12 protein-coding genes and 1 pseudogene are annotated in these 13,822 nt (G+C 60.6%); 6 read left to right on the top strand and 7 right to left on the bottom strand.

The window, feature by feature from the left end; translation table 11 throughout:
• Positions 1-8: 8 nt before the first annotated feature.
• From PSH84_RS19270 to PSH84_RS19250, 5 genes are read left to right on the top strand one after another with little or no spacing between them, the layout of a single operon-like run.
• Entirely contained in the window at positions 9-1,292 is a 1,284-nt protein-coding gene (locus PSH84_RS19270) for an ATP-grasp domain-containing protein (RefSeq protein WP_122564844.1), read from the top strand.
• A gap of 47 nt (positions 1,293-1,339) precedes the next feature.
• Positions 1,340-1,735, top strand: coding sequence for an EamA family transporter (locus PSH84_RS19265; RefSeq protein ID WP_305481596.1), 396 nt, complete (start codon positions 1,340-1,342; stop codon positions 1,733-1,735).
• Between the two features lie 29 nt (positions 1,736-1,764).
• On the top strand, positions 1,765-2,289 hold the full coding sequence (locus PSH84_RS19260) for an EamA family transporter (protein ID WP_305481595.1): 525 nt from the start codon (positions 1,765-1,767) through the stop codon (positions 2,287-2,289).
• Between the two features lie 23 nt (positions 2,290-2,312).
• Positions 2,313-3,554, top strand: coding sequence for an acetylornithine deacetylase (gene argE / locus PSH84_RS19255; RefSeq protein ID WP_305481594.1), 1,242 nt, complete (start codon positions 2,313-2,315; stop codon positions 3,552-3,554).
• Entirely contained in the window at positions 3,551-4,870 is a 1,320-nt protein-coding gene (locus tag PSH84_RS19250) for an MFS transporter (protein WP_305481593.1), read from the top strand. The genes argE and PSH84_RS19250 overlap by 4 nt, the downstream gene beginning before the upstream one ends.
• Positions 4,871-4,890: 20 nt before the next feature.
• On the opposite strand, the gene PSH84_RS19245 is transcribed toward PSH84_RS19250, so the two are convergent.
• Positions 4,891-6,099, bottom strand: coding sequence for an MFS transporter (locus PSH84_RS19245; RefSeq protein ID WP_305481592.1), 1,209 nt, complete (start codon positions 6,097-6,099; stop codon positions 4,891-4,893).
• 153 nt (positions 6,100-6,252) lie between these two features.
• Here PSH84_RS19245 and PSH84_RS19240 point away from each other — a divergent pair, with 153 nt between their 5' ends.
• Positions 6,253-7,134, top strand: a complete 882-nt coding sequence (locus PSH84_RS19240; RefSeq protein ID WP_305481591.1) for a LysR family transcriptional regulator — start codon at positions 6,253-6,255, stop codon at positions 7,132-7,134.
• A gap of 412 nt (positions 7,135-7,546) precedes the next feature.
• Here the strand turns inward: PSH84_RS19240 and PSH84_RS19235 are convergent.
• The 6 genes and pseudogenes from PSH84_RS19235 to PSH84_RS19210 form a co-directional block, all read right to left on the bottom strand.
• Positions 7,547-8,327, bottom strand: a pseudogene (locus PSH84_RS19235) (SDR family NAD(P)-dependent oxidoreductase).
• 57 nt (positions 8,328-8,384) lie between these two features.
• A complete protein-coding gene (locus PSH84_RS19230; RefSeq protein WP_305481590.1) occupies positions 8,385-9,644 on the bottom strand; it encodes a TIGR02270 family protein in 1,260 nt (419 codons plus the stop codon).
• A 69-nt stretch (positions 9,645-9,713) separates the two neighbouring features.
• Entirely contained in the window at positions 9,714-10,625 is a 912-nt protein-coding gene (locus tag PSH84_RS19225; protein WP_305481589.1) for a hypothetical protein, read from the bottom strand.
• A 21-nt stretch (positions 10,626-10,646) separates the two neighbouring features.
• Positions 10,647-11,660, bottom strand: a complete 1,014-nt coding sequence (locus tag PSH84_RS19220; RefSeq protein WP_305481588.1) for a PAAR-like domain-containing protein — start codon at positions 11,658-11,660, stop codon at positions 10,647-10,649.
• Complete coding sequence (locus PSH84_RS19215) at positions 11,660-12,667, bottom strand: beta-ketoacyl synthase N-terminal-like domain-containing protein (protein WP_305483184.1); 1,008 nt, start codon at positions 12,665-12,667, stop codon at positions 11,660-11,662. The genes PSH84_RS19220 and PSH84_RS19215 overlap by 1 nt, the downstream gene beginning before the upstream one ends.
• Positions 12,668-12,693: 26 nt before the next feature.
• On the bottom strand, positions 12,694-13,809 hold the full coding sequence (locus PSH84_RS19210; RefSeq protein WP_305467037.1) for a DUF2169 family type VI secretion system accessory protein: 1,116 nt from the start codon (positions 13,807-13,809) through the stop codon (positions 12,694-12,696).
• Positions 13,810-13,822 lie beyond the last annotated feature (13 nt).

Genomic DNA, 13,822 nt, shown 5'->3' with positions numbered 1-13,822 from the left:
GCATTACCATGATCAAGACCATCGTTTTCCTGACGCCCCATTACCTTAACTTCGCCTCCGAGAAGGCGCTGCGGACGCTGGGTCGAGAATGCCGGACAGTACTGATCGCCTATCATGCCGATGTCCTGCCGCCCACACTCGAGCGCAACGTCTCGCAGATTGCACGCGTCGATGCCGACCTGCAGCGCAACATTCGCCCGTTGCTGGATCATGACCAATGTCGAAGCATCATCAGCGATGAGTTGCGAGCCGTGCAGGGCAATACTTCGTCATTGCGTATTTTCTGCCAGGAAGAGTGCCACGTTGAGCTGGCGGCACAATTGCGCGAGGAGTTCGGATTAGAGGGCGATACACAGGCGATCGTGGCGAACTTTCGCGACAAGGTGCTGATGAAACACGCCGTCAGCGAAAAGGGAATACGCATTCCCGAGTTCGTGCCCCTGGATCACGTACGGCTATCGGCTGAGCCGCAGGCTTACTACGCCGAGCTGACGGCGCGATTGGGCTTGCCCCTGGTCCTGAAACCGGTGAACGCAGCGGGCAGTTTCGAGGTGTCGATCATTCGCAACGAGGCCGAATTCATCAAGGCCCGAGAACAAGTGCTGGCCTCACCGTATCATTTTGATTATGAGGTGGACGAGTTCATCGACGGTGACATGTTCCAGTGCGATTCGTTTGTGGTTGACGGTCAAATCCGCTACTGCGGCGTCCTGGAACTGGGCTGCACCAACTTCGACTTTGTCCAGGGCAAGCCCTTGAGCGTGATTCCCGTAGCCGATCCCACGCTCAAGGCGACCCTGGAAGCCTTCAACCGGGATGTTATTGCAGCCCTGAACTTTCGCAACGGTTCGACGCACCACGAGGTCTTCGTGGACCGCAAGCGCGGTTATCCGGTGTTCCTGGAAATTGCCGCACGCGTGCCTGGCGGTATCGGGGTGCCGTACCACGAGAAAAACAGCGATATCAACCTGATCGACGCCAATCTCTACCTCGTCGCCGGGGCCGCAGCGCTTGATGACATCAAGCCCAACGAGAAGAACAACGTGGTGTCCGCCTTGTTGCCCTTGCGCAAAGGTCGGATCAGCCAGCTCAACGAACCCCCCATTTCCAGTACTTACAGCATCGACTGGAGGGTCGCCCCCGGAATGGTGGTGGACTCCCGGTCCCTGGCCGATACCGCGGGCATCCTGACTTTGTATAACGCAGATCCAAAGGTGCTCCGCGCCGACTTCGAAGCCTTGCAGCACTACGTGCCAACCCAGGTGGAAGTGCTGGAGCCGGGAACCGCTTGATCAAATTCCGCGGGCGGCAAGCAACAGGTTCTTCTCAAGGAGCAGGCATGAAGACAGGAATACTCGGTGCCGTCAGCATGGCGGTCTACTGCATCTCGACGGCGCTCTCGGCCGTCTGGGTCATGGTGGCGTTCACCCGTATCAGTGGGGCGGCGCTGACATTCATTACCTTCCTGATGGCCTGGGCGGTATTTTTCCTGGTGCATACCTTGCGGGGGCATGACCCGTTTCGGCTACTGCGCGAGGAGTGGCGAGGCGTGCTGCTGCTCAATGTGCTGACACTGTTCAGTTGGTGGCTGATGTTCATGGCGTTGCAGCGTATCGAGGCTTCAGTGGAATCGGCCATCTATCAGGGGGCTGGATGCCGCTGGTGGTGGTGGTTTGTGAAATGCTGGTGGCGAGGTCCGCAGTCAGTCGTTCCCGGTGGTTGGGCGCGCTGCTGATCCTGTTGTCGCTGATGGCCCTGGTCCTTATGCGCCTCGCGCTTGGAGTCACGGCCCAGGTCAGTCTTGTCAACTTGCATGAGGGCATTGCCCTGGCCACTGTCGCCGGGATCACCGGTGGGATCTATGTGTTCTGCTCGGCTCGACTGAACCGTGACAGCAAGTACAGCGCCATGGATATTCTGTGCGTCAGGTTCTTCCTGCTATTGATTGTCACGGGCTGGGTCGGCCGGGAAAACTTGCACCAATTGCTCACGCTTGATACCGCCATGCTCGGTCAATTGATCCAGCTGGCGTTTGTCAGCGTGCTGATTCCGGTGTTCACCCTGCAGTTTGCCATTCAGCATTTGGGAGGCGGGCGGGTGTCCATTCTCACGCCGTGCGTGCCGGTCATTGCCTTGGCGGCCGAGTTCGTACTCTCCACCTGGCATAGCCCCTGGGTGCCAGTCCTGGTTACGCTGGTGTGCGTGGCGGTGTTGTTGTCCAACGTCTGGTTTTCGCGAGACAGGCGCGTTGTTCATTCAGGGCCTATGCCGGTCGCCCTTCAAAAATAGACTTCTGTTTGCTGGAGCATCCCATGACTCTTTCCTTGGCCTTTGCGCAGGGGGCGGCAGACGCTTGCTCGAATGACGGCCGCAGCGTGCTGGCACGCACGTTGGAGATCGCACGCACCTTGATTGGTTTCCCTTCGGTCAGCGACCGCTCCAATTTGGACCTTATCGAATGGGTGAGCGGGTACCTGCACGGCGTCGGGGTGCAGGCCCAAATTCTGCCGGACGTCTCCGGGCGCAAGGCGAACCTGTTTGCCAGTCTCGGCCCGCCGCGCCCCGGCGGCATCATCCTGTCCGGACATACCGACGTGGTGCCCGTAGCGGGCCAAGCCTGGGCGCAGGATCCGTTCAGCGCCCACCTGGACCATGGGCGGCTGTACGGTCGTGGCAGTTCGGATATGAAGGGGTTTATCGCCGTGGTGCTGGCGATGGTTCCAGAGCTGATGGCGTCTGCACGGCAAAGCTTTCACCTGGCCCTGTCCTATGACGAAGAGGTGGGCGCGATGGGGGCGAAACACCTGGCCCCATTTATCACGCAGGCGCAGTTGGAACCCGCCGGTTGTATTGTCGGCGAGCCGACTTCAATGGCGTTGGTGATCGGCCACAAAGGGCGTCATGAAATCAATTGCTGTGTCCACGGCAAGGTGGCGCACTCATCGTTGCCCAGCGAGGGGGTCAACGCGATCGACTATGCCGCGCGAGTACAGATGCAGCTTCAGCGGGTGGCCAGACGGCTGGCAAAGGGGCCGCTGGACAGTGGGTTTGATGTCCCGTACACCACCGTTCAGGTCTGCCGGGTCAACGGCGGTGTGGCAGGCAATGTCATTCCTGGCCAATGCAATTTTGACTTCGAGATTCGCTACCTGCCCGGGTGCGATGCCGAGCAGCTGTTGGTACAGATCAAGGAGGACGCCAGCCAGGCCATGCACAGTGAGATGAATGATCGCGCTGCGGGGGCGTCCATTGAGTTTTTCCACACGCTGCATACCCCGGGGCTGGATGAGAAGGGCAATCAGGCATTCGCGCAGTGGGTTCGCGAGGCGAGTTCAATGACCCATGGCCGACAGCGAGTGGCGTACAGCACCGAGGCCGGGTTGTTCCAGGCCGCTGGGATTCCCACGATCGTCTGCGGCCCAGGAAGTATCAAGCAAGCGCACAAGGCAAACGAGTATGTGGAACTGGCTCAGCTTGAGGCCTGTGAGCAGTTCCTGCGCCGCCTGGCGTGTTGTGAGCCATTGCCCCCACTTCCCGCCGGGGGTGAGCAATGAGCGCTACCGCCCTGGATAACCAGGGGCGCGAGCGCAGAAAGCTGGTGCTGGCGGTGAGTGTGGGCGCCGCGCTGGAATGGTTCGACTTCACCCTGTTTGCAATCTTTGCCTTGCAGATCGCGGCGGCGTTCTTTCCGGCTTCCGACCCATTGATGTCGTTGCTCGCTTCCTACCTGGCGCTCGCGGTCGGCTTCGTTGCCCGGCCGTTGGGGGCGCTGTTGATGGGGCGCTATGCCGATCGCCGGGGACGCAAGGCCGCGCTGACCCTGTCCATCATGCTGATGGGCGCCGGAACCCTGATTATTGCGGTCTGCCCGACCTATCAGGCCATTGGTTGGTGGGCACCGCTGAGCATTGTCGTCGCGCGCATATTGCAGGGGGTTGCAGCAGGCGGGGAGATTGGTGGCGCGTTGGCCTATCTTGTCGAAACGGCACCTGCCGACCGTCGTGGTCTATTTGCTTCCAGCCAACAAGTGGCGCAAGCCGGATCATTCCTGCTATGCGGTTTAAGTGCGAGTCTGTTGTCGAGCGCGTTGACGCCAGCCCAGTTGGATGAGTGGGGGTGGCGCGTGCCCTATGTCTTTGGGCTGCTGGTCGTGGTCGCCGGTCTGAAGATTCGCCGCAGCCTTGAGGAAAGCGAGCCGCTGCGCCGCTTTCTCGATGACCAGGCTAATCAAGCACTGCCAGGAAAGGGGACAAGCCTGCGCCCCTACCTGCCCAACCTCGTGATGGGGGTGTTGATCGTCGTCCTCTGGACTGTTGCGACACAATTGATCAATTTCATGCCGACCTATGCATCGATGGTGCTTGAGCTTCCGCGCAACGAGGCCTACCTGGGGTTGGTGCTGGTAGGCCTCATCACACTATTGTGTCCCTTGACCGCACTGCTATCGGACCGTATCGGGCGCTATACCGTCATGCTCATCGGTTCCGTGGGGGTCGCGCTCTGCGTATACCCAGGGTTCGTATGGTTGAACAACAGCCCCAGTCTCCAGACGTTGATCAGCTTCCAATGCGGGCTGGCAGTGCTGATGGTGCTTTACACGGGGCCGGCTTCGGCGGCCTTGGCCGAGCTGTTTCCGGTGCAAGTCAGGGCCCTGGGGGTCTCGCTGGCCTACGCCTTGTCGGTGACCCTCTTTGGCAGTTCCACGCCGACGCTGATTACCCTGATCTACCGACAGAGCGGGGATGCTCTGGCGGCAGCGCACTGGTTGTTTGCCGCAGCCTGCCTGAGCGCAATTCCGCTGGCCTGGGTAAGCCTGTCGAAATACCGGGCAAGCGCTAACCCTGGGTTGACTGCAGAGCACGAGACTTGAGCGAAGATGACCAACAATCGTCACTGAAGGCTTCGTGTAAACCCGCACTTGCTGGCAGACCACACCACCGCCAACGTCAGCAGCAGGAGAACGACCAGGACAGGCGCAAACGCAACGACCCCCAGGTGATCGAGCAGGACACCTCCCACGATCCCGCCGCCGGCAATGGCGAGGTTCCAGGCCGTGACCAGCATCGACTGGGCGAGATCCGCCGCCTCTGCCGCAGTCTTGGCGATGGCCGTCTGGAACAGTGTCCCAGCCCCTCCAAAAGCAACTCCCCAAGCGGCCACGGCGATATACACCGCTACAGGCCTGTCGCTCATCGCCCCCAGCATCATTGCCGAAAGGGCGAAGAGCACCGTGCCTGCCAGCGTCAACGCCCGTAGATGGCGATCGATCAGCACGCCGACGACCCAGATCCCCAGCAACGACGCGACGCCAAAGACCAGCAGGACCAGATCCGTCCGCTCGCCTAGGCCCACCGCCGTCAAAAACGGAGCGATATAGGTAAAGAGAATGTTGTGCGCCAGAACAAAAGCCAGCACCACAAACAACACCGAGCGCACGCCCGGCAGCTTGAAGACCTGGCTCAAGGCAAGGCGTTTGTGGGTGGTTTGCCCGGGAAAGTCAGGCACCTTGAGTCGTATCCAGACCATCAAGGCCACGGCGAACAGGCTCATGATGGCGAAACTCATCCGCCAGCCGATCAGGTTGCCGAGCAGCGTGCCGGCCGGTACACCCAGGGATAACGCCAAGGGTGCGCCCACCATGGCGATCGCAATCGCTCGACCTTTCTGGTGCTCGGGCACCATGCGGGCGGCATAACCGGCCAGCAAGGCCCACAGCAGTCCGGCCGATACGCCGCCCAGCAAGCGCGCGACCATCGTCAAAGCATAATGAGTGGACAGTGTCGTAACGGTATTGGCAACGGCGAAGCCGGCGATGGCCAGCAGCAAGAGCGGTCTGCGCCGCATGCCTTGGGTCACGGCCGTCAATGGAATAGCCGCCAGCAAGGAACCTATCGCGTAGACCGTTACCAACTGGCCGGCCAGGGCCTCGGAGATCGCCAGCCCTTCGCTGATCTGCGAAAGAAGACCGGCGGGCAAGGCTTCGGTGAGGATGGTCACGAACGCCGCCAGTGCGAGGGCAAACAGTGAACCGATGGGGAGCGGTGCAGTACCTTGAACAACCTCGGCCTCTGCGTCGATATGGGTGTTGGCAATCGTCATGTGTTACCTGCCTGGAACGCGCCTGACCCGCCGGAACGACGTGGTCAATCGCAGATTGATAAGTGTCGACTACGGTAGGTGCCCGTCTTTGTCGAGACAAGAATGCTAGAGTGCACAACACATCGGAAAAAATGTCCGCAATGGGAGCGTGGCGTGGAATCACTGAGCGGGATTGATTTTTTTGTGCGCGCGGCCGAAACCCGCAGCTTTTCGGAGGCGGGTAGGGCGCTGGGTATTTCGTCTTCGGCGGTGGGCAAAAGCGTCGCCCGGCTTGAGGCGCGGCTGGGTGTGCGGCTGTTTCATCGCAGCACACGCAGTATCACGCTGACGGCGGAAGGGACGCTGTTTCTTGAACGTTGCCGGCGCATTCTCTGCGAGGTCGAAGCAGCCGAACTGGAACTGTCGGAAACCCGCAAGGCGCCACGGGGCAAACTGCGTGTGAGTTTGCCCCTCGTTGCGGATTTGGTCATGCCGACGCTGATTGCCTTCATGCGCCGCTACCCCAGTATCGAACTGGACCTGGATTTTTCCGACAGACTGGTGGACATCATCGAGGAGGGTTTCGATGCGGTCATTCGGACGGGTGAGCCGAACGACTCCCGACTGATGTCCCGGCCGTTGGGCCCGTTCAAGCTCGTTGTGGTCGGTTCGCCCCGGTACTTCGCCGAGCACGGCACCCCGCACGCACCGGCGGACCTGCTGGGTCATGCCTGCTTGCTGTACAAGTTCCCCAGTACCGGCAGGATGCAAGTCTGGCCGGTAAACGGGGACGGAGAGCCGGAACTCAACCTGCCGGCGACCCTGGTCTGCAACACCACCGAGGCGTTGCTGCACGTTGTGCACGATGCGCTGGGGATCGCCTGTGTGCCGGATTTCACTGTGCGGGAGGCCATCGCTGCCGGTGAACTGGTCACCGTCCTGGACGACTTCAATCGGCATCAGAGCACCTTCCGCATGCTCTGGCCCTCAAGCAAACACCTGGCGCCGAAACTGCGGGTGTTCATTGATTTCATGAGCACCGAGTTGTTCAAGTGACTCACTGGGATATGTCCCACCTTCAATCTTCAGCAGACACAACATCCATCTCCACCCCAGCCCCCCTGTGGGAGCGAGCTTGCTCGCGATAGCGGTGGTTCAGTTACAGGGATGTTGGATGGGTGGCCCTCATCGCGAGCAAGCTCGCTCCCACAGGGGAAATAGGTTGGCCATGGAGCAAGTCGGCTGCTAGCCGCATCACCTCCGGCCCGCCGTAGTTGTGATAACGGATACGCTTCATAGCCGACGCTTACTCTGGATTGTTGCTCGCGGGAGTGTTCGACCAGCACCCCAATTTGCAAGTCATCAGCGCGCATTGGGGTGAAATGGTGCCGGTTTTCCTGCGGCGCCTGGAGGACGGTTACTGGCCTATGACGCGAATCGTGACGAATGCCTGGGGCGCACGTTCAGATCAAGGGGCCTTGTTCTCCACCAGACAGTTTCCGCCATCCACCACGATGACTTCGCCAGTGAGGTAGCTCGCTTCTGAAGACGCAAGGAAAGCAACCAGTGCAGCCACCTCTTCAGGCCGTCCCGCCCGACCCATCGGAGTGTGACCGGCCGCCTTGGCTTCTTCGGCAGTGGTCGAACCTGTGGTGATCCAGCCGGGCGCGACGCTGTTTACAGTGATGCCTTGCTGGGCGACTTCCAGCGCCAGGCTCATGCTCATGCCGACCATCGCAGCCTTCGCGGCGCTGTAAGCCGCTTCACCGGGGTTACTGCAGCGGGTGCCGGTCGTGGAGCTGATGTTGACGATGCGCCCGTAACGGCGTGCCCGCATGCCGGGCAGAACCGCCCGTGTAAGAAGAAAGGCCGTGGTGAGATTTCGCGCCAGCGTCAGGTTCCAGGTGTGCAGGTCCATGGTCGCCAAGTCGGAAAAAAACTCCGGACTGCCTTGCATCGCCATGCCCGCGTTGTTCACCAGAATATCGACCTGCCCCCCAGAGGGACTCTGCCCACAGCATAAACTCACGTACCTGGTTTTCATCGGTAAGGTCGAGGGCTCGCCCTTCGACGTCGAACCCTTCGGCACGCAGTTCTGCGACGCGCTCAAGGATGCGGGCACTGCTGGCGGTGATGATCAATCTGGCTCCCGCCGCGCCCAGCCTGCGCGCGATCGCCATGCCGATTCCGATCTCACTTCCAACCCCACTGATGAGTGCCACGGGGTTCTGTCCTATTGCGTTTGGCATGGTGCCTCCAGAGGGGGAATTGATTGCCGGCGTCGGCGCGCTATATATACACCCTGATCAACGCCCGAACACCGCTGTCATGCCCAATAACCGCTTTTGCCGCCAGGCCGGTGCGCTGGTCGGGAAGAGCGCCTCGTCGGGTCGAAAGCGGGCGAGACCGCAGGCGGCGGTGATGCGTTGGCGTTGCTGGCCGCGGACAAGGGCTTGCTGAAAACTGTGTTCGCTGTGCGCCAGTCCCAGCATATAACGCGTCCCCACCTGGAAGTGTCCACCATTGGCTTGCCACCAGCTTTCGATTGCCTGCGGGTCGGGCCAGGGCAGGTTTTCATCGGGGTCCATGGCGACATTGGGATCTTCAGGATTGTCGTTCGGGCCCGCATCGAACTCCGGCAGGGTCTGCAATTCCAGGTCGAGTAGCGCCAGGTCGGCGCCGGTGATCAGGCTGAAGGCTTCGCCAGCGACCCGGGCAAAGGGCAAGTCACTCATCTGCTGGATCAACCAGGGCACGCAGACCGGATCGCCCAGCAGCCCAAGGGCCTGGATACCGATGCGCCGATCCCTGGGATCTTGTACCCATTGGCGTATCCAGGCGATGCTGGGCTCGCGTTCCTGCCAGGCCAGCAACACACAGAGCGCGCGGTACTGGAATTCACCCTGTTGTTCGGCGAATGAGCGCAGAGGCTCCAAGGCCTGCTGATCGCCCATTTGGGTGGCGGCCCAGTTGGCCCAAAAGCGCGTGGCGGCGTCTTCATGCTGGCGGTTGGCTCGAAGCGCCGGCAGCAGGTCACGCCGGCGCAGCTCGCCCGTCGTGCGCGCAGCACGTGCCAGCACGCTGAGGTCGGCATCGGAAAGTCCGGCCAGCAGGGCGGGGCCTGGGTCGTGGCGATGCATGCCGCAGGCGGCGAGACCGAGGCGGCGGAACAGGGGCTCGGGGGAGGAGAGCATGCGTTCGATCCAGGGCGCGACCCGTTCCCAGTCAAGCCACCCCAAAGCCATCAGGTAGCCGCGTTCGGTTTCCAAGGCACTGCGCAAATGCTCGCTGAGCCGCGACAACACTTTTGCATTGGCCGCCTCGAAGGCCAGTACCACGCAGGCGAACATCTCTCCGATGGCGTGTGGGCCGAGCTGGGCCAGTAGCGTTTCCAGGCCGCCAGGGGCCGCGATTCGCAAGCCGTCGAAGTGGGCGTCGAGGCGGTTATCGAGTTTGTCGAGGTGCTCGATGTCGTAGTGCGGGGCGCGCAGGGCATAGTCGCGCAGGACGGCGAGGAAGCTGGCTTCTTCGGCGTGTTGGTCCAGAACAATGGAAGTTACCAGCATGATGAATATTCGCCTCCAGCGGTTCTTCTACAGGAACCTTCGAATGACTTGGCCTGCCCTTGGCACGCGTCACTTCATTATCGTTTGCCATTGATCATCGCGGATCAACCCAATCGTTCTCTCCGCGAAGGACCACACCCCTTCGGTGCTGCTTCGAAGCACTGTGAATTGGAGGTCTGCTTCTTCTATGTCCAAGGCGATCAGAGTCTGTCCGGCGACTTTGTCCACACCGGCCAAATGGGCTGCATATATTTGATCGTTATAGGCCGCCACCCCCCAGTAGCTTCTTTTCGTGTCAATCGGCTGAACAATGGACCATTGATCTGCAACGCCGATCAGTACGGTTCCATTCTTGCCAGCAATGGCATAGTGACCGTTGTCCAGCCGACAGATACTGGTAAGACTCGCGTTGCTTGGTAGATCAAGAACGGCCCAGCTTGTACCGTCGAAATGCGCAGCGTAACCATCGGAGGTTACAGCGACCATATCGCTGCGACTGCTTCCGGCGATATCCTCAATGGTCACATCCTGATTGCCAACGCTTAACTTCGGCAGCGTTTCGAACCTATCGCCGAGCAAGCGATAGACCTGGCCGACAGATCCTGCGCAGATCACATCATCACCTAGGATACGAATTCTACGCAGTGGTCCGATGTTACCGACGGCAGCGTTCGCGAAGGGCTTTCGCGAGGCTTTGAGCGCCTCTCTTGTTGTTGGCGATTTCCAGTCGAAACGCACGACTGAACCGTTCTCACCCAAGACGTAAGCGGAGCCGTCAGTCGCGGCATCAACCGAGAGAATAGCCTCTGCAGACAATCCGAACTCAAGCCAGACATCCTGCTTTCTAACGCCAATCCTGTTCTTTGGATTGTCATAGTCGTCGCCAATGGTACAGGCAGCGATGATGATACCCGCGACCGGACTAACACCCTCCTGAATAAAGGCCCCTTCAATAAACTCCGCATCTGATATTCCGTTCATCTTCATTAGATCCCGTGCTTGTTAATCGTCCAATACTATGGCGGCTGGTGGCTGTTTCGCCCTGGGCAGCGGATCGTTGGGTTTCACCGTCAATTCCATCTTCTGGTGACCATTGTCCAACTGCTTTTGCAGGCACTCCTTGTCACATCCTTTGGCTCCGGGTGGAGCATTGACTTTGCCAACCGCCGACTTCGCGCCTATCTCGCAACCGACGGCCAGGGTATAGGCCTTGCCTCGGTTGGCAGGATTAGCGAGCCAAGCATTTCTTTCGACGGTGTAATTGCACCCTACCTGCCCATGCTCGGTACGTTTTGAATGGCTATGGCCCTCCACACAGAGACAGGGGGCCTTGTCCGATTTATAGTTCGTCGTTGCGTCGGCGGAGCCTCGGATGGCATGTGCGACGAACTCATTGGATGGAAGCAGGTGGTGGCCTGTCATCGGTTTGCCATCCGCGCCGTCGCAACAACGGTTCGGGGTCTTCGGCATAAGCAGGCATTTTCGGCTGCTACAACACTTGTCGCTTTTGTCATTGGCACCAGAGCATTGGGTCTTAATATCGTTTGCCATTGGTTGGCAAGGATGACCAGCGGTATCCATCGCAATTGCATCTTGATAAGGCCAAGGGCCGGTGTTGCTTGTCGATCCGTGGTTATGGGTGGTCAGATCCATATTTCTCACGACGTTTTCAGCTTCAAACTTCACATTCATCGACCAGGCTGTGAAATAGACTTTCCCTTTGATCTTGCCGGTGATGATCCCCTTTTTTGGAGCGTTTCCAGCCTCATCCCCATAACTTGTCTTGAAATAGCTCTTGTCCTTGAGCATGGCCTCCTTGCCACTGATCTTCACCGTTCGCGTGCCCCTGGTGGTGTCCTTGGCCATGCCGGTGTTGGGGTAGGGGATGGGCACACCGAGCGGGGTGGGTGGGGCCTGGGGCGGGGTAAAGCAGACGTCCGGAAAGCAGGCAATCGACTTGCCGTCGGCCGCCTTGCAGGAAACCTCCATATTGTTGGCGTAGACCTCATTCGCCATTACGCAGCCCTCACAGTCTGGTAACTGAGCAATGCGACGGCGCGTTCGCCGGCGTCGTTGCCGAGGTGGCAGAAGATATTCGGACCTTCGCCGTAGCCCTTGCGACTGGCGGCCAACGCAACGGCGAGCATGGCCGGGCCGATGGCGGCGCCGACTTCGCCGATGCAGTCGGCCGGGTGCCAGAGATGGAAGAACTCCTTGCGCACGCGCAGGGTCCGGCTGAGGGCCAGGGAGGCTTCCTTGAAGTAGTACTGCTCGCCGGAGATGTCGGTGAGCCGATAATCCATTTGCTCCAACCCACAGCCGGCTTCGCTCAGGGCCGCCCGCACAGCTTGAGTCAGGCCTTCGGCGCGCAGGGGAATGCCTTCGGCCTCCACCGTGGCCTTCTCCATGCCGAACCCCAGGCCGATGCAAGCCAGTTGCGGCGTTGCGCTGGCAACCGGGGCGGCCAGTACCACGGCCGCAGCACCTTCGCCGGGAATAAAACCATTGGAGTTCTTGCTGGTCAGCAGACGCTCGCGTTCTTCGAAGGCTGCGAGGGTTGGTCCGCACAGAAACGAATCGACGCCGGCGACCAGCACGTGGCGATGGCCGCCCTGGTAGATCAGCGTACGTGCATTAAGCAGGGCCACGGCGGCGCTGACCCGGCCGCGGGCGATGATGTTGGAGTCCGGATGAAAGCGCAGGCCCAGTTCAGCTTCGATGTCCTGCAACAGTCTTTTATCGAGACCATCCAGACGGCCGGGACGCTCGGCTTCGGCCACCCCCAGCAGCAGCGGGGTCTTTTCCGGGTCGACCCCGGGGGTGCTCTGTAACGCTTCGGTGATGGCGCGGGCGGCCATCTTGATCAGCTTGGTGCGGCCGCGCCAGGGCTGTTCCAGAGGTACGCTGGCGGCCATCAGCCATTCTCCACCTTGGTCGATGAAGCGGGTCTCCTGGAAGTTGTCGATGGCGCAGCGGATCGCCGCGCAGCTCGCGGGTGCGCTGAGGCCGACAGCGCTGACCATGCCGGAGCCGATGATGCAAAGTGCGGTCACCCGTCCATCTCCTCGGGCGCCTGCTTGGCTTTAACCAGGGAGGAGAGCGACGGGTAGTAATCCTTGCCCAATTCACGGGCGCGCCACCACCCCGTGGACATTGTGCCGACCAGCACCTGGGCGATCTCGAACATATTGCGTCGCAGCGGACGGGAGACACGCCAGGTCAGCTGCACCTGGAGCGAATCCGTATCAATCAGCAGGGTGTCGATGACCGCCTGCACGGTCTCGTGGCCGCCTTTTTTCAGAAAGAAGGTCACCGGCACGTCCATTTCGGGGATGCGAAAGCTCGTGCGCTCCCGGGGCGTGAGGTTGAGCAGCAGCACCTCCTCGCCGCCACGCAGGTAAGCAATCTGCTGATCGTCAGGGGCGGCCTGAAAGTAGCGGCTGTCGAAATCCTGCGGCAGAAACGGAAAGCAGTCGGCCAACCAGGCCTCGTCGTAAGTACCGGCGAAACGGGCGCGTTGCGGCCAGCTACGGCCAAGGGGGCCGAGAGCCATGGGGCGGAAGTCGCCGGAGGGGCTGTCGATCGGCTTGCCCAGTTCCTCCGTATTCGGCATTGGCTTGTAAGCGACTTCAGCACTGTCGATGCTGCCTGGGAACCAACCGCAACCGCTTGGATTGTCCGGGTAGCAATGACGCATGTCCGGATTCTTGGCCATGGGATGGGAGCCTCCGTAGGCCTGGGCATAGGAGATGTCCTGCTCGGTAAAAGGTTGCGGTAAACCGGGAGAAACCCCCAGTAGCCCCGGTTGCCATTGGCGGGGGCCAAGGACGGAAAAGGCTTTGCTCATCTGACCGACACGAATGCCTGCGGCCAGCTGCGTCACGGGCCGCCCGCCTGGAGCATAGGCCTTGCCGCGTACCAGCACATCGCAGAATGGCTTGACCGGGGCGAAGTCCATTTCCTGCAGCGGAGCGCTGAGCCCCGGCTCGCCGAGGAAGGTATCGGCCATCAGCAGCGGTTGCTGGGTGTCGGCGAGGGTTGCCGCACGGCCGTCCAGCGGCAAATTGAAAGTGCCTTTGGCCACTATCACCAGGGATTCGCGGCCATCGGGCTCCAGGCCTTGGGTGTAGGCAGCAAGCAGTTTGCTGGCGTTGAGCAGCTCCATGAGTCGACTACCT

Origin of the sequence: Pseudomonas beijingensis, assembly GCF_030687295.1 — a bacterium.
In the GTDB taxonomy this organism is placed as follows: Bacteria; Pseudomonadota; Gammaproteobacteria; order Pseudomonadales; family Pseudomonadaceae; genus Aquipseudomonas; species Aquipseudomonas beijingensis.
The sequence above is the reverse complement of the archived record's forward strand: the minus strand, read 5'-3'. Positions and strand labels throughout refer to the sequence as shown.

Excerpts from the sequence above, each read along its gene's own strand:
- PSH84_RS19270 (WP_122564844.1), top strand. The coding sequence starts at position 9 with ATGATCAAGACCATCGTTTTCCTGACGCCCCATTACCTTAACTTCGCC.
- PSH84_RS19210 (WP_305467037.1), bottom strand. The coding sequence starts at position 13,809 with ATGGAGCTGCTCAACGCCAGCAAACTGCTTGCTGCCTACACCCAAGGC.
- PSH84_RS19220 (WP_305481588.1), bottom strand. The coding sequence starts at position 11,660 with ATGGCGAATGAGGTCTACGCCAACAATATGGAGGTTTCCTGCAAGGCG.
- PSH84_RS19230 (WP_305481590.1), bottom strand. The coding sequence starts at position 9,644 with ATGCTGGTAACTTCCATTGTTCTGGACCAACACGCCGAAGAAGCCAGC.
- PSH84_RS19225 (WP_305481589.1), bottom strand. The coding sequence starts at position 10,625 with ATGAACGGAATATCAGATGCGGAGTTTATTGAAGGGGCCTTTATTCAG.
- PSH84_RS19250 (WP_305481593.1), top strand. The coding sequence starts at position 3,551 with ATGAGCGCTACCGCCCTGGATAACCAGGGGCGCGAGCGCAGAAAGCTG.
- PSH84_RS19215 (WP_305483184.1), bottom strand. The coding sequence starts at position 12,667 with ATGGTCAGCGCTGTCGGCCTCAGCGCACCCGCGAGCTGCGCGGCGATC.
- argE (WP_305481594.1), top strand. The coding sequence starts at position 2,313 with ATGACTCTTTCCTTGGCCTTTGCGCAGGGGGCGGCAGACGCTTGCTCG.
- PSH84_RS19265 (WP_305481596.1), top strand. The coding sequence starts at position 1,340 with ATGAAGACAGGAATACTCGGTGCCGTCAGCATGGCGGTCTACTGCATC.
- PSH84_RS19260 (WP_305481595.1), top strand. The coding sequence starts at position 1,765 with ATGCGCCTCGCGCTTGGAGTCACGGCCCAGGTCAGTCTTGTCAACTTG.
- PSH84_RS19245 (WP_305481592.1), bottom strand. The coding sequence starts at position 6,099 with ATGACGATTGCCAACACCCATATCGACGCAGAGGCCGAGGTTGTTCAA.